Source organism: Rhizobium sp. SSA_523 (assembly GCF_030435705.1).
Classification (GTDB): Bacteria; Pseudomonadota; Alphaproteobacteria; order Rhizobiales; family Rhizobiaceae; genus Neorhizobium.
Genome location: NZ_CP129382.1, coordinates 205,113 through 218,950 on the forward strand (window position 1 = coordinate 205,113; position 13,838 = coordinate 218,950).

Consider the following 13,838-nt stretch of genomic DNA (forward strand, 5'->3'; position numbering starts at 1 on the left):
GCCGGTCAATCCCAATGCGGCGGGCGCAGATGGGCGGGATTGACGATCCGCCCATCGGCCCTGGCAAGGCCGTGGATCGCCTGCATGTCCGCGTCGGAAAGCTCGAAATCGAAGACGTCGTAATTCTCCTTCAGCCGGCTCTCCGTCGCCGTCTTCGACAGCGCGATCACGCCGTCCTGCTGCACGGCCCAGCGCAGCACGACCTGGGCGGCCGTCTTGCCGTGCCGGCTGCCGATCTCCTGCAGAACGGGATCCTTGGGAACGCGTCCATCCGCCATCAGATAATAGGCGGTGAGGGAAATGCCCTCGCTCCGTGCCGCCGCCAGCAGCTTCGACTGGTCGAGATAGGGATGATATTCCACCTGGTTCGTCGCGATCGGCGCCTCCGAGGCCGCGGCGGCCTCCTTCATCATGTCGATGTTGAAGTTGGAAATGCCGATATTGCGGACCTTGCCGGCTCGCTTCACCTCGTTCAGGCTGCCCATGCGCTCGGCCAGCGGCACATCGCTTTGCGGCCAGTGCAGCAGCAGCAGGTCGACATGATCTGTCTTCAGTTTCTTCAGGCTCTCATCCACCGAAGCGATGAAATCCTTGTGGGCGAACTTGTCGACCCAGACCTTGGTGGTGAGGAAGATCTCGTCGCGGGGAATGCCGGATTGCGCGATCGCGGCGCCGACCTCCGCTTCGTTGCCGTAGATCTGCGCCGTGTCGACATGGCGGAAACCGAGCTCGAGTGCCTTCGGCAGGACCCGCATCACATCCGCGCCAGGCATGCGGAACGTGCCGAAACCGAGAGCGGGAATCTGGGCGCCATTGGCGTTGACTTTATGCATGATATCTCCTGTGGAGGTTTTGACGATCAAGGGGCCGGCGGCGCAGCGGCCGACAACCAGAATGCCGGGGACATTGGTATAAGATGGGCCGCCGGGCCGCAGGATCAACCGGAACGGTCTGCGCCATGAGCGCGGCCCGGGCCATCGTCCCTCTTTCTAAGGGTCCTTTCGAGGGAAGGTACGGGCGATTTTCGGGGCCGGCCTCCCGCCAGCCCTGCTGGCGCGGCAGCGCCCCTCAGCCGGCGAGCGGCGGATCGAGCTTTGCAAAGCCTTCCTGGCGGCGATAGGGAAAGTGCGGATAGGGCGCGGTGACGGCGCTGGCCGCATCGAGCCTTGCAATCTGCTCCTGCGTCAGGCTCCAGCCGATCGCGCCGAGATTCTGGCGCAGCTGCTCCTCATTGCGCGCACCGATGATGACAGAGGCGACCGTCGGACGCCGGGTCAACCAGTTGATCGCCACCTGCGGCACGCTTTTGCCGAGCTCGCCGGCGACCTCCTCCAGCGCATCGACCACTTTATAAAGATGCGCCTCCTCGACGGGTGGACCGAATTCCGCCGTCTGGTGCAGGCGGCTTTCCGGAGGAATGGGTTTTAAACGGCTGATCTTGCCGGTCAGCCGTCCCCAGCCGAGCGGGCTCCAGACCAGTGCGCCGAGCCCCTGATCCGCCGCAAGCGGCATCAGGTCCCACTCGTAATCCCGTCCCAGAAGCGAATAATAGACCTGATGGGCGACATAGCGCGTAAGACCGTGGCGGTCGGCGGCGGCAAGCGATTTCATCACCTGCCAGCCGGAAAAATTCGAGACGCCGACATAGCGGAGCTTGCCTGCCTGGACAAGCCGATCGAGCGTTGACACGACCTCCTCCACGGGCGTCGACGCATCGAAGGCATGCAGCTGGAAAATATCGATACGATCGGTGCCAAGCCGCCTGAGGGCCGCGTCGACGGAGGCGATCAGCCGGCTCCGCGCGCTTCCCCAATCGTTCGGACCGGGGCCTGTCGGCAGGCCGGCCTTGGTGGAAATCAGTACCTCTTCCCGCCGGCCCTTGATCGCCTGGCCCAGAACCTCCTCCGAAGCGCCGTCGGAATAGACATCGGCCGTATCGAAGAGATTGACGCCGGCATCGAGGCAGATGGCGACAAGCCGTTTCGCCTCCTCGACATCGGTCGTGCCCCAGGCGCCGAACAGCGGGCCGGAGCCGCCGAAGGTTCCGGCGCCGAAGCTGAGAACGGGCACTTTCAGGCCGGATCGGCCGAGATTGCGATACTCCATGATGCTGTTCCTTTCGATTTGCCAAGCCCTGGCATCGGCCAGCGGCGGTCATTTGGGGGAAGGGCGGTGCCGGGTTCAGGACTGGGGGGATGTCTCGACCCCGAGCGGCCGCGTGGCGGAACGGTCTAGCGCCTTGCTCACCAGCGTCAGGCCAAGCGCGACGGCAACCAGAGCGGCGCCGAACAGCGGCGTGGCGGCAAGGCCGAGTGGCGATTCCACCACCAGGCCGCCGATGAAGGCGCCGCCGGCAATGCCGAGATTGAAGGCGGCGATATTCAGCGCCGAGGCGACATCGACGGCGCCGGGGCGAAAGCGTTTGGCCAGCTGCACCACGTAAAGCTGCAGGCCCGGCACATTGGCGAAGGAGAGGAAGCCGAGGGCGGCCAGCGTTATCAGTGCGGCGACGGGATAGGGGGCGGTGAAGGCGAGGATCACCAGAACCAGCGCCTGCAGCGCAAAGAGGATGGTCAGGGCCTTGAGCGGATCCCGGTCGGCCACGCGCCCGCCGGCCAGATTGCCGAAGGCAATGGCGAGGCCGTAGAGCACCAGAACCAGGCTGACGCTGCCTTCCGAGAATCCGGTGATATCCTGCAGCATCGACGCCAGATAGGTGAAGGTGACGAAGGTGCCGCCATAGCCGAAGGCGGTCATGGCGAAAACCAGGAGCAGGCGGCCGGACCCCAGCACCCGGACCTGCTGCATCAGGCCGGCCGGTTCGGCCTTGGACAGCCGGGCCGGCAGAAGGGCGAGGATGCCGAAGAAGGCGACAAGGCCGAGAGCGGAGACGGCGAGGAAGGTTGCGCGCCAGCCGAAGCTCTGGCCGATCAGCGTGCCGAGCGGCACACCCGTGACGATTGCCACCGTCAGCCCCATGAACATCAGCGCGATGGCCGAGGCACGGCGGTTCTCCGGCACGAGATCGGCGGCGATGGTCGCGCCGACGGAGAAGAAGACGCCATGGGCAAAGGCCGACAGCACCCGGCCGACCAGCAGCATCTCATAGGAGGGGGCTGTCGCCGCGGTCAGATTGCCCAGGATGAAGAGACCCATCAGGCCGAGCAGGAGCGCCTTGCGCGGCAGGCGGCCGGACAGCGCCGTCAGAACCGGCGCGCCGAAGGTGACGCCGAGCGCATAGATCGAGACGATCAGCCCGGCGAGGGGCAAAGTGATGGAAAGGTCTTCGGCCACCGTCGGCAAAAGGCCGACAATGACGAATTCCGTCGTGCCGATCGCATAGGCCGCGATCGTCAAGGCATAAAGAGCAAGCGGCATGGAGGATCTCCTGAAAAAGGGCCGTGGCGTGAGACGGGAGATAGACCTGCGCCTGCCTGTGAACTAGCTTGCGTAAAAGAACAGCACTTGTGAATAGAAGGACAAGATGGCGCGCCAGGACATCAACCGCTCGGGCGAGATGGAAGTGTTCATCGCCGTGGTCGAGGCAGGAAGCTTTTCCGCCGCCGCGCGCCGGCTGGCCATGACGCCATCGGCGGTGAGCAAGCTTGTCGCGCGGCTGGAAAGGCGGCTGGACGCCCGTCTGGTCAGCCGCTCGACGCGGCAGATCCGGCTGACGCCGGAGGGCCGCGACTTCTTCGAGCGGGCAAGCGCCATCATTGCCAGTATCGAGGATGCCGAACGGGCCGCCGGGGCGGCGGTGAAAGCTGTAGGGCGTATCCGGCTGAACAGCAGTTCGGTCTATTGCACGCATGTGCTGAACCCGCTTCTGCCGGATTTCCTATCCCTCTATCCGGGGGTGACGCTCGATATCGCCCAGACCGACCAGGTGATCGACCTGGTGGCCGATCATACCGATGTGGCGATTCGCGCCGGGCCGATGAAGAGTTCCAGCCTGCTGGCGCGCAAGCTCGGCGAGACGGAGATGGTGGTGGCGGCCAGCCCCGCATATCTTCAACGCTTCGGGCGGCCGAAAAACCCGGCGGATCTTGCCGCACATAATCTCCTCTCCTTCTCCTACACCCGCAGCATTCGCGAATGGCCCTTCCGGCAGGGGGAGGAGACGGTGTCGATCATGCCGTCCGGCGCCGTGCAGGTGAATGACGGCGAGGGCATGCGCCAGCTGGCGCTCGCAGGCGTAGGGATCGTCCGGATGGGAACGTTCGCGCTCGGCGACGATCTTGCCGCCGGACGGCTGGTGCCGCTTCTGGAGGACTTCAATCCCGGCGACCGGGAACCCTTCTATGCCGTCTATGTCGGGCAGGGCGGTCCCTTGCCCTCGCGGGTGCGGGCGCTGCTGGATTTCCTTGCCGGGCGCGGCCGGGTCGGATAGGCCGCGGGCAAAGCGCATGATCGTTTCCGGAACCGTTGCTGGAACCGTTGCTGGAAACGTCCGGGATCGTCCCTCGGATCGCTCCTTGGATCATGCGGCGCCGGTAATCACCGTATAGACGAGATAGACCGCGCTGAGCGAAACGAGGCCTGCCAGCACCGCCATCAGCCCATCGCGCGCCGTCAGTGAAAGGCCGAACAGCGCGATCGCGCCCATGGGTGCGCTGCTGGCAAAGGGAATGAGCTCCAGCGGCGGCACCGTGAAGCACAAGAGCACGGCGATCAGCGCCGCCACCTGCAGCCAGGGCGCCTTGGTCAGCCATTTCAGGCGCGGTGCCAGCAACCGGTCGACAAAGCCGGCCGCCGGCTTCATCTTGTCCATCGCTGCGGTGAGCTTCTTTCCCTCGACCTGGCGCTGTTCGAGAAATTGCGGCAGCCACAAATGCTTGCGGCCGAACAGGATCTGGACCGCAAACAGGCTGATGATCAGGGCGATCACCGTCGGCAGGCCGGGAATGCCGCCGATCGGCGACAATTCGATGAGCGCCGGCACCAGCAGGAATGGGCCGAAGGACCGTTCGCCGATCGCCTCGCGAACGTCATGGATCGTTACCTGGTCCTTGCTCTGCCCCAGCGATCCGATCGTGGTGATCACGCCGGTCAGATTGTCCTCGCCGCCATTGGCCTGCTGTCTGGCCGTCCCGTCCTGCTGCATCGGCTGATCCATGCTTGCCATTTCGCACCTGCTGGCCCGTCTGGTTGAGTGGCCTGGTTGAGTGGCCTGGTTGAGTGGCCTGGTTGAGTGTCCTGGTTGCGTGTCTTTGCAAAAACGGTCCCGATGCTCTCCGTGACCGGTCTCGCGAGCGGGCGCCGCGATCATCCCTGATGGCTGGCGAACATCCGCCGGCCGAATTTGTTGCGCAGGAAGCGCGAGGTCCGGTAGCGCACGCCCGCCGGCCGTTCCGGATCGACCAGATCGGATTCGGCCACGAGTTCGTCATCGGCGCGCAGCTTGCGCTCGCCGACCGGCCGCAGGCCGCGGCCATCGGGCCGCGACAGGGCCGCAATGGCGCTGATCAGCGAGCCGTCGGCGCGGTCGATGGCGGCGGTCACCGCCTCCACCGTTTCGCCGAGATGCTCGGCCAGGAGATCGTCGCGCCGCGCCCGGATGGTCTTGCGCAGGCCTTCATCCTCTTCGCCGACTTCGAGAATGACATCGCTCTCCGTGTCATAGCCCATGGACCGGTTGTTGAGATTGGCCGAGCCGAGCTTCAGGATCCGGTCGTCGGCGATCATGATCTTGGCATGCACATAGATCGGCGTTTCCTGCGCATTGACGGGATAGAAAATGCGGAAGCGGCCGAAGCGATCGCGCGATTTCAGCAGGCGCATGAGTTTCGCCCGCGCCGTATCCATCGTCTTTTCCTCCAGCCAGCCGCTGGCGCTCTTGGGATTGATGATGACGATTTCCGGCCCGTTCGGCTCCTCGAGCCGCTTGGCCATGGCCTCTGCGATGCGGCGGGAGGCGAAATACTGGCTCTCCACATAAAGGCTGTCACGGGCGGCTGCGATCATCGCAAGGGTCGCGGTCTCGATCTCCACCACTTCGCGCCTGTCCTCGTATTTCGGCGAGGTCCGGGCAATGCCGATCGTCACATGGCGAAAATCCGTCGGCAGGTCCTGCGGCCAGTAATCGCTGTCGGCCTCGTCGGGATCGACGGGCGCCAGCGTTTCGCCGGTTGCCATGCGCCAGCGGTCGCGCGCCAGATCGCCGAGCGCCCGGGCCGCCGCACCGGAGGTGCAGGTCGTCGCGTCATGCCAGGGCGGCTCCGGCCGGCCGAAGGGCGACAGCCGGTTCGGGTCGTTCTCGGCATGCTCGCGCGTGTCCCAGCGGCCGACGGTCATGTCGATCCCGCCGCAAAAGGCGAGCGCGTCGTCGATCACCAGGAGCTTCATATGGTGGGCGGCAAGCGGCGGATGTGCCCGGTCGAGCTTCAGGTGGATCTGCTTGGACAGCATCCAGCGCAGCATGTGGAAGGGCGTCTCGCCCCGCGTGATGGAGGAGAGGAGGCCGACATCCCATTTGAGAATGCGGATCTGCAAATCCTTGTCGCGCTTGGCCAGATGTTCGAGGAAGCGCCCGAGCTTGTCGGGCACGCCGTCATCGGGCTCGTCCGGCGACAGGCGGATGCGCGTATCGAAATCCCAGCCGATCAGGATGATGGAGCGCTTTGCCTTCAGCATCGCTCTGCGTGCCTGGCGGAAGAAGCCGCCGGCATCCACGATCACCGAGAAGCGGTCGGCCTCTGCCATGCGCCAGCAGGTTTCGCCCTCTGCAAGAATGGATGTCATGGATCTTCCGTCTGCTTCCCGATGGTCCGGTCTTGAACACACTCGCAAAGACGCGGGGCGGCGGCGCTTTGTTCCAGATTGATTTCGAAATCCTCCGGGGCGATGCCGGCGGCGGCGGCGGCGGCGGTCTCCGGGCGGCGCGGCGTGACGCCCGATCCATCACTTTGCCTGATGAACCGATGACGAAGCGTGGTCTATCGGGACAAGGCATTTCAAGGAGCGCGACCGGCAGCGCAACTTTCTGTCGAAGGCGGGGCGGGGGGCAAAAACATCTTGACCTTGGGATGTGAGGGGCCTTCACTTCCCGTGATCACGATGACCTGAGGAGCAGACCATGCCTGTCGACACCACCCCCCGCAGCACCACCTTCACCTTTGTCGACGGGGACTGGGTGGCCGGTAATCCGCCGCTGATCGGGCCCACCTCGCATGCCATGTGGCTCGGCTCGACCGTCTTTGACGGCGCCCGCTGGTTCGACGGCATTTCGCCCGACCTCGATCTGCATTGCCAGCGCGTCAACCGCTCCGCCACCAATCTGGGGCTGAAGCCGGTGATGACTGCGCAGGAAATCGAGGCGCTGGCGCTCGAAGGCGTCAAGAAGTTCGACGGCAAGACGGCGATCTACATCAAGCCGATGTACTGGGCCGAACACGGCATGCCGAGCTCGGTGGTCGCCGCCGATCCGGATTCGACGCGCTTTGCGCTCTGCCTCTTTGAAGCGCCCATGCACACCGCCAAGCCCTCCTCCATCACCGTCTCGCCCTTCCGCCGGCCAAGCCCGGAAGTGGCCATGACGCATGCCAAGACCGGCAGCCTCTATCCCAATAGCGGCCGCGCCATCATCGAGGCGCGCAATCGCGGCTTCGACAATGCGCTGATGCGCGACATGAACGGCAATGTGGCCGAAACCGCCGCCTCCAACATTTTCCTGGTCAAGGACGGGGTGGTCATGACGCCCGTGCCGAACGGCACCTTCCTCGCCGGCATCACACGCGCCCGCGTCATCAACCTGCTGCGCGGCGCCGGGGTCGAGGTGCGCGAATGCACGCTGACGGTGGAGGATTTCCACACTGCGGATGAGATCTTCACCTCCGGAAACTATTCCAAGATCGTGCCGGTCAACCGGCTGGACGACCACAATTTCCAGGAAGGGCCGATGGCGGCCAAGGCGCTGCAGCTCTATCTCGACTGGGCCCGCGCCAGCGTCAAGGCCGCGGCGTGAGGGCAGTGGGCACTCAGGCAGTAGGCAATAGGCAATAGGCAATAGGCAGTAGGCAATAGGCAATAGCGAGTAGCGAATAGCGAGTAGGGGGGCAGGAGTGGCGGCCGGCGCCGCAGCAAGGACGATCCCCCCTTGGTCCCCTTGAGGAGAGGCTCGCCGAGCATTTGCGGCGGCGTGAGGGCCACTCTACGCAGCAAGCGCCGCAGCCATCCTGCGCAACTCGGGCATCATCCGCGGCTCTTCAGGTTCAACAATTTCTAAGGCAATATCCATGACAATGGACTTGACCAATGTTGTCTTGTTCAGCGCGCTCTTCTTGACGAGTTCGTCGAACTCGTCGCCCACGCGTGGGGTCACTTTTATCGAAAGACGCTTCGACGGCGTATCCTGCCAGCTTTTCCACATCTCGCGATGGACCTCCGCATTTCTGCGGAGCCTCTCCACGAGGCAATCGTCGTTGACGGACCTGTGCACGAAATACGCGATCAGTGCCTTTCGAAGGATCACGCCGGCAGAAGGATCGATCCGATAGGACGCCAGGTCCAACGTGTCCATGAAAGGCGCAGCCATGACCACTTCCAGGGGTCTGGAGGCAATCTCGCGAGCAATCCGGATTGCTGGCGTCGACTGCGGCGGAATAGCCACGACGGTGCCGCACTCGTCGCAGGTGGCCGCCATGATCTGCTTCGCGACGCCGATCCCGCTTTCGAAAGGCACATCATGATAGTCGAAAGTCGTTGTCACGAGTTTCCGGCACTTTTCGCAGAGCGCCTTGCTCTTGTCTCCAGCATACCAGATTCTCATGCTTGCCTACCTTGATGGATGTACACTTATGAAGACCGTGTCAGGGTCAACGAAATAGAACTTTATATACCAGCCATCTCGCTTGAGTATGTGTACTTCAACGCCCTTGGATTCATGGTGTTCGGAACTCTCGTGATGCGTGCCATTGCACCGTTCGATGATCTTTATCAGGGCCTCGGGAGAAATATCTCCGGTCATCAAGGCGTTCTTGTCCTCAATGCTCCCGCGAGCCGCGTGCTGATAAGTCCCCTGCCTCAATGCCTTGATGACGCGATAGGTGACGCCCTTGAAAGCCATCTCATCCTCAATATACGAAAATCTTCGTAAAAATCAATAAGAAAGTTATGCCGGAAACGGTAGGAATAGGCAGTAGGCAATAGGCAGTAGGCAATGGGCAATAGGCAAAAGGCAATAGGCAGTAGGCAATAGGCATTAGCGAGTAGCAAGTAGGGGGCAGGAGTGGCGGCCGGTGCCGCAGCAAGGACGATCACCCTTGTTCCTCTCGAGGAGAGGCTCGCCGGGCATTTGCGGCGGCGTGAGGGCGCTCTGGTGCTCGTTGCCTCCTGTCTTCCGTCTCCTGCCTGCTGAACACTGCCGCGCTTTTGGTAATCGATGGCTCGCCTTGTCCAGCTCTGCTTTCCCGGATATAGTGGCCGGACATATAGAAATAAGGCGTTTCTATAGGAGTTTGCGATGTCTTCTACAGTTTCGGCTCATGTCGATGGTAGAACGGCCACGAAGTTGAAGCTGGTGGCTTCGATGGAAAACAGGTCCGTTTCGAGCGCCGTGTCGAGCGCAATCACGGTGTTCATCGGACTTCCCAAGGGTGTCCGAGACTTTCTGCTCGAACTCAATGCCCAAAACGATCAGGAAACGATCTCCAGGCTTGGTCGCGAAATGATGGCAGCGGCAGCGCGGGTCCGGCTTGAAAAGGCAACCGGCGACTTGGCGGACGAGCATCGCTTCGGAGGTCCGGACCGGGCATCCGGCGAGATCGACATGCTGGAGGAGGCGACGTCCCTCACGCGTGCCGCGGCGCTTCGAAAATAGCCATGGATCGTCCTGTCCGTGTGCTGCTCGACGTCAACATCTTCGTCGGCAACATCATGGCTTATGATCGCGGTCACGAAGGGACTGCAACTCAGACCCTGGTGTCCATGGTGAGCAGCCAGAAGTGGGGCATCAAAGACAGGGCGCAGCTCGTCATTTCTTTGGAGATGATCGAAACGCTCGAAAATGTCCTGAGGCGGTTGCAGTTCATGGAAGACCGCATAGCTGCCTATACCAGCTCCATCATCGACATCATGAAATACGGGCCAGACTCACTGGATCCCTATCTCATCCTTGGGGGAGAAGAACGCTTCGCGACGGCGGATATGGAGGATGCAGGCGTGCTGGCGACGGCCTTCGGCGCGAAGGCCGATATCCTTGTCACGGATAATCTGCGGGATTTCGCCACCAAGGATGCGTCTGTCCTCGACACGCAAGTGGTGAACTCCACCGGGTCGGGCCAGCGATCGCTTCAAGCTTTCCGATATCAGGTCGGGAGTGCGGATCTGGTCGTCGCGCATCCGTTCGATGTGGTGCAGTGGATGCGCCTGGGCCACGATTTCACACCTGACATGCTGTGGAAGGCCATTCAGAACCGCGGCCATTAAAACTGATCGCTATTCACTACCCCCTATTGCCAACTGCCTATTCCCTGCAAACTACTCGCTACTGCCTACTGCCTACTGCCTACTGCCTATTGCCTATTGCCTATTGCCTACTGCCTACTGCCTACTGCCTACTGCCTACTGCCTACTGCCCATTGCCTACTGCCTACTGCCAACTGCCTCCTCGCCACTCGCCATTGCCGCACCTCGCGGACAGCCGGCGAGGGGCCTAATTTTCCCCTGTTCCCCGTTGCCACGCAGCGCTCTGGAACCTATGTTCCGCCTCAACATCATTTCAGGTGTTCTGCCGAAAAGGAGTAAGATCATGGCTTTTGAACTTCCCGAGCTCCCCTATGCTTACGACGCACTCGCGCCCTATATGTCGGCGGAGACGCTGGAATATCACCACGACAAGCACCACAAGGCCTATGTCGATAACGGCAACAAGCTGGCCGCCGAAGCCGGCATGGCCGATCTGTCGCTCGAAGAGGTCGTGAAGAAGTCCTATGGCACCAATCCCGGTCTCTTCAACAATGCCGGCCAGCATTACAACCACATCCACTTCTGGAACTGGATGAAGAAGGATGGCGGCGGCACCAAGCTGCCGGGCAAGCTGCAGACGGCCATCGACAGCGATCTGGGCGGCTACGAGAAGTTCAAGTCCGATTTCCTCGCCGCCGGCGCGACCCAGTTCGGCTCCGGCTGGGCCTGGCTCTCCGTCAAGGACGGCAAGCTGATCGTCTCGAAGACCCCGAACGGCGAAAACCCGCTGGTGCATGGCGCCACCCCGATCCTCGGCGTCGATGTCTGGGAACATTCCTACTATATCGACTATCGCAATGCCCGCCCGAAATATCTCGAGGCCTTCGTCGACAACCTGATCAACTGGGACTACGTCCTGGAGCGCTACGAAGCCGCAACCAAGTAAGCGATCCGGCAGGATCACGTTCGACGCGCCCGGCCGGATCTCTGGCCGGGCGTTCTCATGTCGCGGCAGCGGCCGGCGTCTGCCAGCCGGATGTCCAGATCTGCCTGAGCCTGTCGCCTTCGCCACGGAAAAACCGCGCCGTTTCGCTGCACTGCGTGACGCGGTCGGCACGGAAACTGCGAATGCCCTCCCGCAATTCGCACCAGGCGACGATCGTCGCGGCCTGCGAATAATAGATGAGCGCGATCGGCCGGATGATCCGCTCGGTCTCGCGCCCCTGTTCGTCGCGATAGCCGATGGCAAGCTTTTCCTCCTCGCGAATGGCGCGGCGTACCGCCGACAGCGCAATGCTCTCCGGCTGTGGCATGGCGGAGCCCCAGGCATGCAGGGCACCGGCCACCAGCGGCTGCCGCAGCGGCGCCGGCATGGCATTGGCGATCTTGTCGGAAAGCCGGCTTGCCGCATCCGTCAGCTGCGGATCGCCCAGCCTTTCGAGGAGCCCCAAAGCCAGAACGATGGCCTCCGTTTCCTCGATCGAAAACATCAGCGGCGGCAGGTGGAAACCCGGTCGCAGCAGATAGCCGATGCCGCGCTCGCCATCGATCGGCACGCGCATCGCCTGAAGCGCGGCAATGTCGCGATAGATGGAGCGCACCGTCACCTCCAGCCGCTCGGCAATCTGCGCCGCGGTCACCGGCCGGCGGGCGATCCGCAAGATCTGGATAATCTCGAAAAGCCGTGACGCCTTGCGCATGGAGCTCCCCTCACAACTGACACAACCCTGTCAGTTGGTGCCTTGTACACCATGCCGCAAGCGATTGAAACGCAAGGCGGCATGGGGCCGCGGCGCGTTCGCGGCGGGGTGGCAACTGACATGACTTACGCGGATAATCTCTGGCTCTTCTTTCTTCTCGTTTCCGGCATCGTCATCGTGCCGGGCATGGATATGATCTTCGTCCTGGCCAGTTCCCTGTCGGATGGCCGCAGGGCCGGCCTCTCGGCCACGGCCGGCATCATGGCCGGCGGGCTCATCCACTCGCTCTATGCCGCGCTCGGCGTCGGCGTTCTGCTCGCCCTGGCGCCGGCCCTGTTCGATGTCCTGCTGTTCCTCGGCGCCGCCTATGTGGCGGTGATCGGCTGGCAGCTCTTGCGCAGCGCGATCGTGGTTGGCGCGCCGCAGCCGCTGCAGCGCCGCAGCCTCGGCCTGCGCTTTCGCCAGGGGGCGCTGACCAGCCTCATGAACCCGAAAGCCTATCTCTTCATGCTCGCCGTCTATCCGCAATTCCTGCGTCCGGAATTCGGCCCGCTCTGGCGGCAGGCCCTGGTCATGCTCCTGGTGATCTGGGCGATCCAGTTCGTGGTCTATGGCGGGCTGGCCATTCTCGCCGCCAAGGGACGCGACCTCCTGGTGGGCCATCCCGCCGGCACGCGCCTCATCGGCCGCGCCGCCGGACTGCTCTTGATCGTCATCTCCCTCATCACGCTCTGGCGGGGTTTTGCCGGCGCATAGGCGGTCCGCCGGGCACTGTCACGTTCCTGTCTTGAACCGCGCCTATCCCGCCTGTCATGACCCAGGAACCGCTTCTCCGCTTTGGCCTCATTGCCGATCCGCAATATGCCGATCTTTCGCCCAATCTTGCCCTCGACCGCCATTACCGCGCCTCACTCGGCAAGCTTTCGGAAGCGATTGCGACCTTCGAGGGGGAGGATCTGTCCTTTGTGATGACGCTCGGCGACCTGATCGACCGCGGCTGGGAGAGTTTCGATCCGGCGCTTTCCATCTACCGCCAGTCGCGCCACGAATGCCTTTTCCTGCCGGGTAACCATGATTTCCTCGTCGAGCCGGACCGCCTTTCCCATGTGCATGACAGGCTTGGAATGCCGGCGCCCTATTACGGTTTTACCCGCGCCGGCATCCGCTTCCTGGTGATCGACGGCTGCGAGGAGAGCCTGTTTGCGAGCGCCCCCGGCACGCAGGAGCATGCCCGTGCGCAGGCCCGGCTGGCGCGGCTGGAGGCGCGTGGCGCCCTCAATGCGAAAGCCTGGAACGCCGGCATGTCGCCCCGGCAGCTGGACTGGATTTCCGGCCAGCTGGACCTTGCAAGCGCTAGCGGCCAGCGGGTGATCGTGATGGGGCATTACCCGCTTTATCCGCCAAGCGATCACAATCTCTGGGAGGCAGAGGCGCTGGCCGATCTTCTGGCGGGCTCGCCCAATGTTCTGGCCTATTTCTGCGGCCATCACCATCCGGGCGGCCAGGCCCGGGCCGGGTCCTCCTGGTTCGTCAACATCAAGGGCATGGTCGATACGCCGGGCGAAAACGCCTTCGCCATTGCCAGCCTCTATCCGGACCGGCTGGAGATCGCCGGCTTCGGCCGCGAAGACAGCCGCATCCTGCCTCTCGCGTGAAAGGAGAAAGGGTCCCGTTCCGGCACAATCACATCTCTGTGTCCGCGCGGAAAACGTCATGTTTTTCCTAAACCTAGCA

At 63.0% G+C, this 13,838-nt stretch carries 15 protein-coding genes; 7 read left to right on the top strand and 8 right to left on the bottom strand.

Annotated elements, in window-relative coordinates:
• Window positions 1-5 precede the first annotated feature (5 nt).
• The 3 genes from QTJ18_RS09250 to QTJ18_RS09260 form a co-directional block, all read right to left on the bottom strand.
• Window positions 6-833 carry an aldo/keto reductase gene (locus tag QTJ18_RS09250; protein WP_252751698.1) on the bottom strand — a complete coding sequence of 276 codons (828 nt, stop codon included), beginning with the start codon at window positions 831-833 and terminating at the stop codon, window positions 6-8.
• 235 nt (window positions 834-1,068) lie between these two features.
• The gene (locus QTJ18_RS09255; RefSeq protein ID WP_252751697.1) at window positions 1,069-2,106 is read right to left on the bottom strand and encodes an aldo/keto reductase; all 1,038 of its coding nucleotides are present in this window, start codon (window positions 2,104-2,106) and stop codon (window positions 1,069-1,071) included.
• Between the two features lie 75 nt (window positions 2,107-2,181).
• Window positions 2,182-3,378 carry an MFS transporter gene (locus QTJ18_RS09260; RefSeq protein WP_252751696.1) on the bottom strand — a complete coding sequence of 399 codons (1,197 nt, stop codon included), beginning with the start codon at window positions 3,376-3,378 and terminating at the stop codon, window positions 2,182-2,184.
• A 106-nt stretch (window positions 3,379-3,484) separates the two neighbouring features.
• Here QTJ18_RS09260 and QTJ18_RS09265 point away from each other — a divergent pair, with 106 nt between their 5' ends.
• The gene (locus tag QTJ18_RS09265; RefSeq protein ID WP_252751695.1) at window positions 3,485-4,390 is read left to right on the top strand and encodes a LysR family transcriptional regulator; all 906 of its coding nucleotides are present in this window, start codon (window positions 3,485-3,487) and stop codon (window positions 4,388-4,390) included.
• A gap of 90 nt (window positions 4,391-4,480) precedes the next feature.
• Here QTJ18_RS09265 and QTJ18_RS09270 read toward each other — a convergent pair whose 3' ends face one another.
• Both QTJ18_RS09270 and QTJ18_RS09275 read right to left on the bottom strand, forming a co-directional pair.
• Entirely contained in the window at window positions 4,481-5,125 is a 645-nt protein-coding gene (locus QTJ18_RS09270; protein WP_252751694.1) for an exopolysaccharide biosynthesis protein, read from the bottom strand.
• Window positions 5,126-5,265: 140 nt separating this feature from the next.
• Entirely contained in the window at window positions 5,266-6,741 is a 1,476-nt protein-coding gene (locus QTJ18_RS09275) for a phospholipase D-like domain-containing protein (RefSeq protein WP_252751693.1), read from the bottom strand.
• Between the two features lie 334 nt (window positions 6,742-7,075).
• On the opposite strand from QTJ18_RS09275, the gene QTJ18_RS09280 reads away from it, so the two are divergent.
• Window positions 7,076-7,963, top strand: coding sequence for a branched-chain amino acid aminotransferase (locus QTJ18_RS09280; RefSeq protein ID WP_252751692.1), 888 nt, complete (start codon window positions 7,076-7,078; stop codon window positions 7,961-7,963).
• 186 nt (window positions 7,964-8,149) lie between these two features.
• Here QTJ18_RS09280 and QTJ18_RS09285 read toward each other — a convergent pair whose 3' ends face one another.
• On the bottom strand, window positions 8,150-8,707 hold the full coding sequence (locus QTJ18_RS09285; RefSeq protein ID WP_252751691.1) for a hypothetical protein: 558 nt from the start codon (window positions 8,705-8,707) through the stop codon (window positions 8,150-8,152).
• Window positions 8,708-8,773: 66 nt separating this feature from the next.
• Window positions 8,774-9,064 (bottom strand): hypothetical protein, encoded by a 291-nt coding sequence (locus QTJ18_RS09290; RefSeq protein ID WP_252751690.1) that lies wholly within the window; start codon window positions 9,062-9,064, stop codon window positions 8,774-8,776.
• Between the two features lie 396 nt (window positions 9,065-9,460).
• Between QTJ18_RS09290 and QTJ18_RS09295 the strand changes: the two genes are divergently transcribed.
• The 3 genes from QTJ18_RS09295 to QTJ18_RS09305 all read left to right on the top strand — a co-directional run bounded on the left by QTJ18_RS09295 (window position 9,461) and on the right by QTJ18_RS09305 (window position 11,350).
• The gene (locus tag QTJ18_RS09295; RefSeq protein ID WP_252751689.1) at window positions 9,461-9,817 is read left to right on the top strand and encodes a hypothetical protein; all 357 of its coding nucleotides are present in this window, start codon (window positions 9,461-9,463) and stop codon (window positions 9,815-9,817) included.
• A 20-nt stretch (window positions 9,818-9,837) separates the two neighbouring features.
• Window positions 9,838-10,425, top strand: a complete 588-nt coding sequence (locus QTJ18_RS09300; RefSeq protein WP_252751688.1) for a PIN domain-containing protein — start codon at window positions 9,838-9,840, stop codon at window positions 10,423-10,425.
• Between the two features lie 322 nt (window positions 10,426-10,747).
• The gene (locus QTJ18_RS09305; RefSeq protein ID WP_252751687.1) at window positions 10,748-11,350 is read left to right on the top strand and encodes a superoxide dismutase; all 603 of its coding nucleotides are present in this window, start codon (window positions 10,748-10,750) and stop codon (window positions 11,348-11,350) included.
• 55 nt (window positions 11,351-11,405) lie between these two features.
• On the opposite strand, the gene QTJ18_RS09310 is transcribed toward QTJ18_RS09305, so the two are convergent.
• Entirely contained in the window at window positions 11,406-12,104 is a 699-nt protein-coding gene (locus QTJ18_RS09310; protein ID WP_252751686.1) for a helix-turn-helix transcriptional regulator, read from the bottom strand.
• Between the two features lie 120 nt (window positions 12,105-12,224).
• On the opposite strand from QTJ18_RS09310, the gene QTJ18_RS09315 reads away from it, so the two are divergent.
• Together QTJ18_RS09315 and QTJ18_RS09320 are read left to right on the top strand one after the other, a co-directional pair.
• Complete coding sequence (locus tag QTJ18_RS09315; RefSeq protein WP_252751685.1) at window positions 12,225-12,860, top strand: LysE family translocator; 636 nt, start codon at window positions 12,225-12,227, stop codon at window positions 12,858-12,860.
• A 56-nt stretch (window positions 12,861-12,916) separates the two neighbouring features.
• A complete protein-coding gene (locus QTJ18_RS09320; RefSeq protein ID WP_252751684.1) occupies window positions 12,917-13,759 on the top strand; it encodes a metallophosphoesterase in 843 nt (280 codons plus the stop codon).
• Window positions 13,760-13,838 lie beyond the last annotated feature (79 nt).

Coding starts and splice junctions, on each gene's coding strand:
- QTJ18_RS09250 (WP_252751698.1), bottom strand. CDS start 833: ATGCATAAAGTCAACGCCAATGGCGCCCAGATTCCCGCTCTCGGTTTC.
- QTJ18_RS09255 (WP_252751697.1), bottom strand. CDS start 2,106: ATGGAGTATCGCAATCTCGGCCGATCCGGCCTGAAAGTGCCCGTTCTC.
- QTJ18_RS09260 (WP_252751696.1), bottom strand. CDS start 3,378: ATGCCGCTTGCTCTTTATGCCTTGACGATCGCGGCCTATGCGATCGGC.
- QTJ18_RS09265 (WP_252751695.1), top strand. CDS start 3,485: ATGGCGCGCCAGGACATCAACCGCTCGGGCGAGATGGAAGTGTTCATC.
- QTJ18_RS09270 (WP_252751694.1), bottom strand. CDS start 5,125: ATGGCAAGCATGGATCAGCCGATGCAGCAGGACGGGACGGCCAGACAG.
- QTJ18_RS09275 (WP_252751693.1), bottom strand. CDS start 6,741: ATGACATCCATTCTTGCAGAGGGCGAAACCTGCTGGCGCATGGCAGAG.
- QTJ18_RS09280 (WP_252751692.1), top strand. CDS start 7,076: ATGCCTGTCGACACCACCCCCCGCAGCACCACCTTCACCTTTGTCGAC.
- QTJ18_RS09290 (WP_252751690.1), bottom strand. CDS start 9,064: ATGGCTTTCAAGGGCGTCACCTATCGCGTCATCAAGGCATTGAGGCAG.
- QTJ18_RS09295 (WP_252751689.1), top strand. CDS start 9,461: ATGTCTTCTACAGTTTCGGCTCATGTCGATGGTAGAACGGCCACGAAG.
- QTJ18_RS09305 (WP_252751687.1), top strand. CDS start 10,748: ATGGCTTTTGAACTTCCCGAGCTCCCCTATGCTTACGACGCACTCGCG.
- QTJ18_RS09310 (WP_252751686.1), bottom strand. CDS start 12,104: ATGCGCAAGGCGTCACGGCTTTTCGAGATTATCCAGATCTTGCGGATC.
- QTJ18_RS09315 (WP_252751685.1), top strand. CDS start 12,225: ATGACTTACGCGGATAATCTCTGGCTCTTCTTTCTTCTCGTTTCCGGC.
- QTJ18_RS09320 (WP_252751684.1), top strand. CDS start 12,917: ATGACCCAGGAACCGCTTCTCCGCTTTGGCCTCATTGCCGATCCGCAA.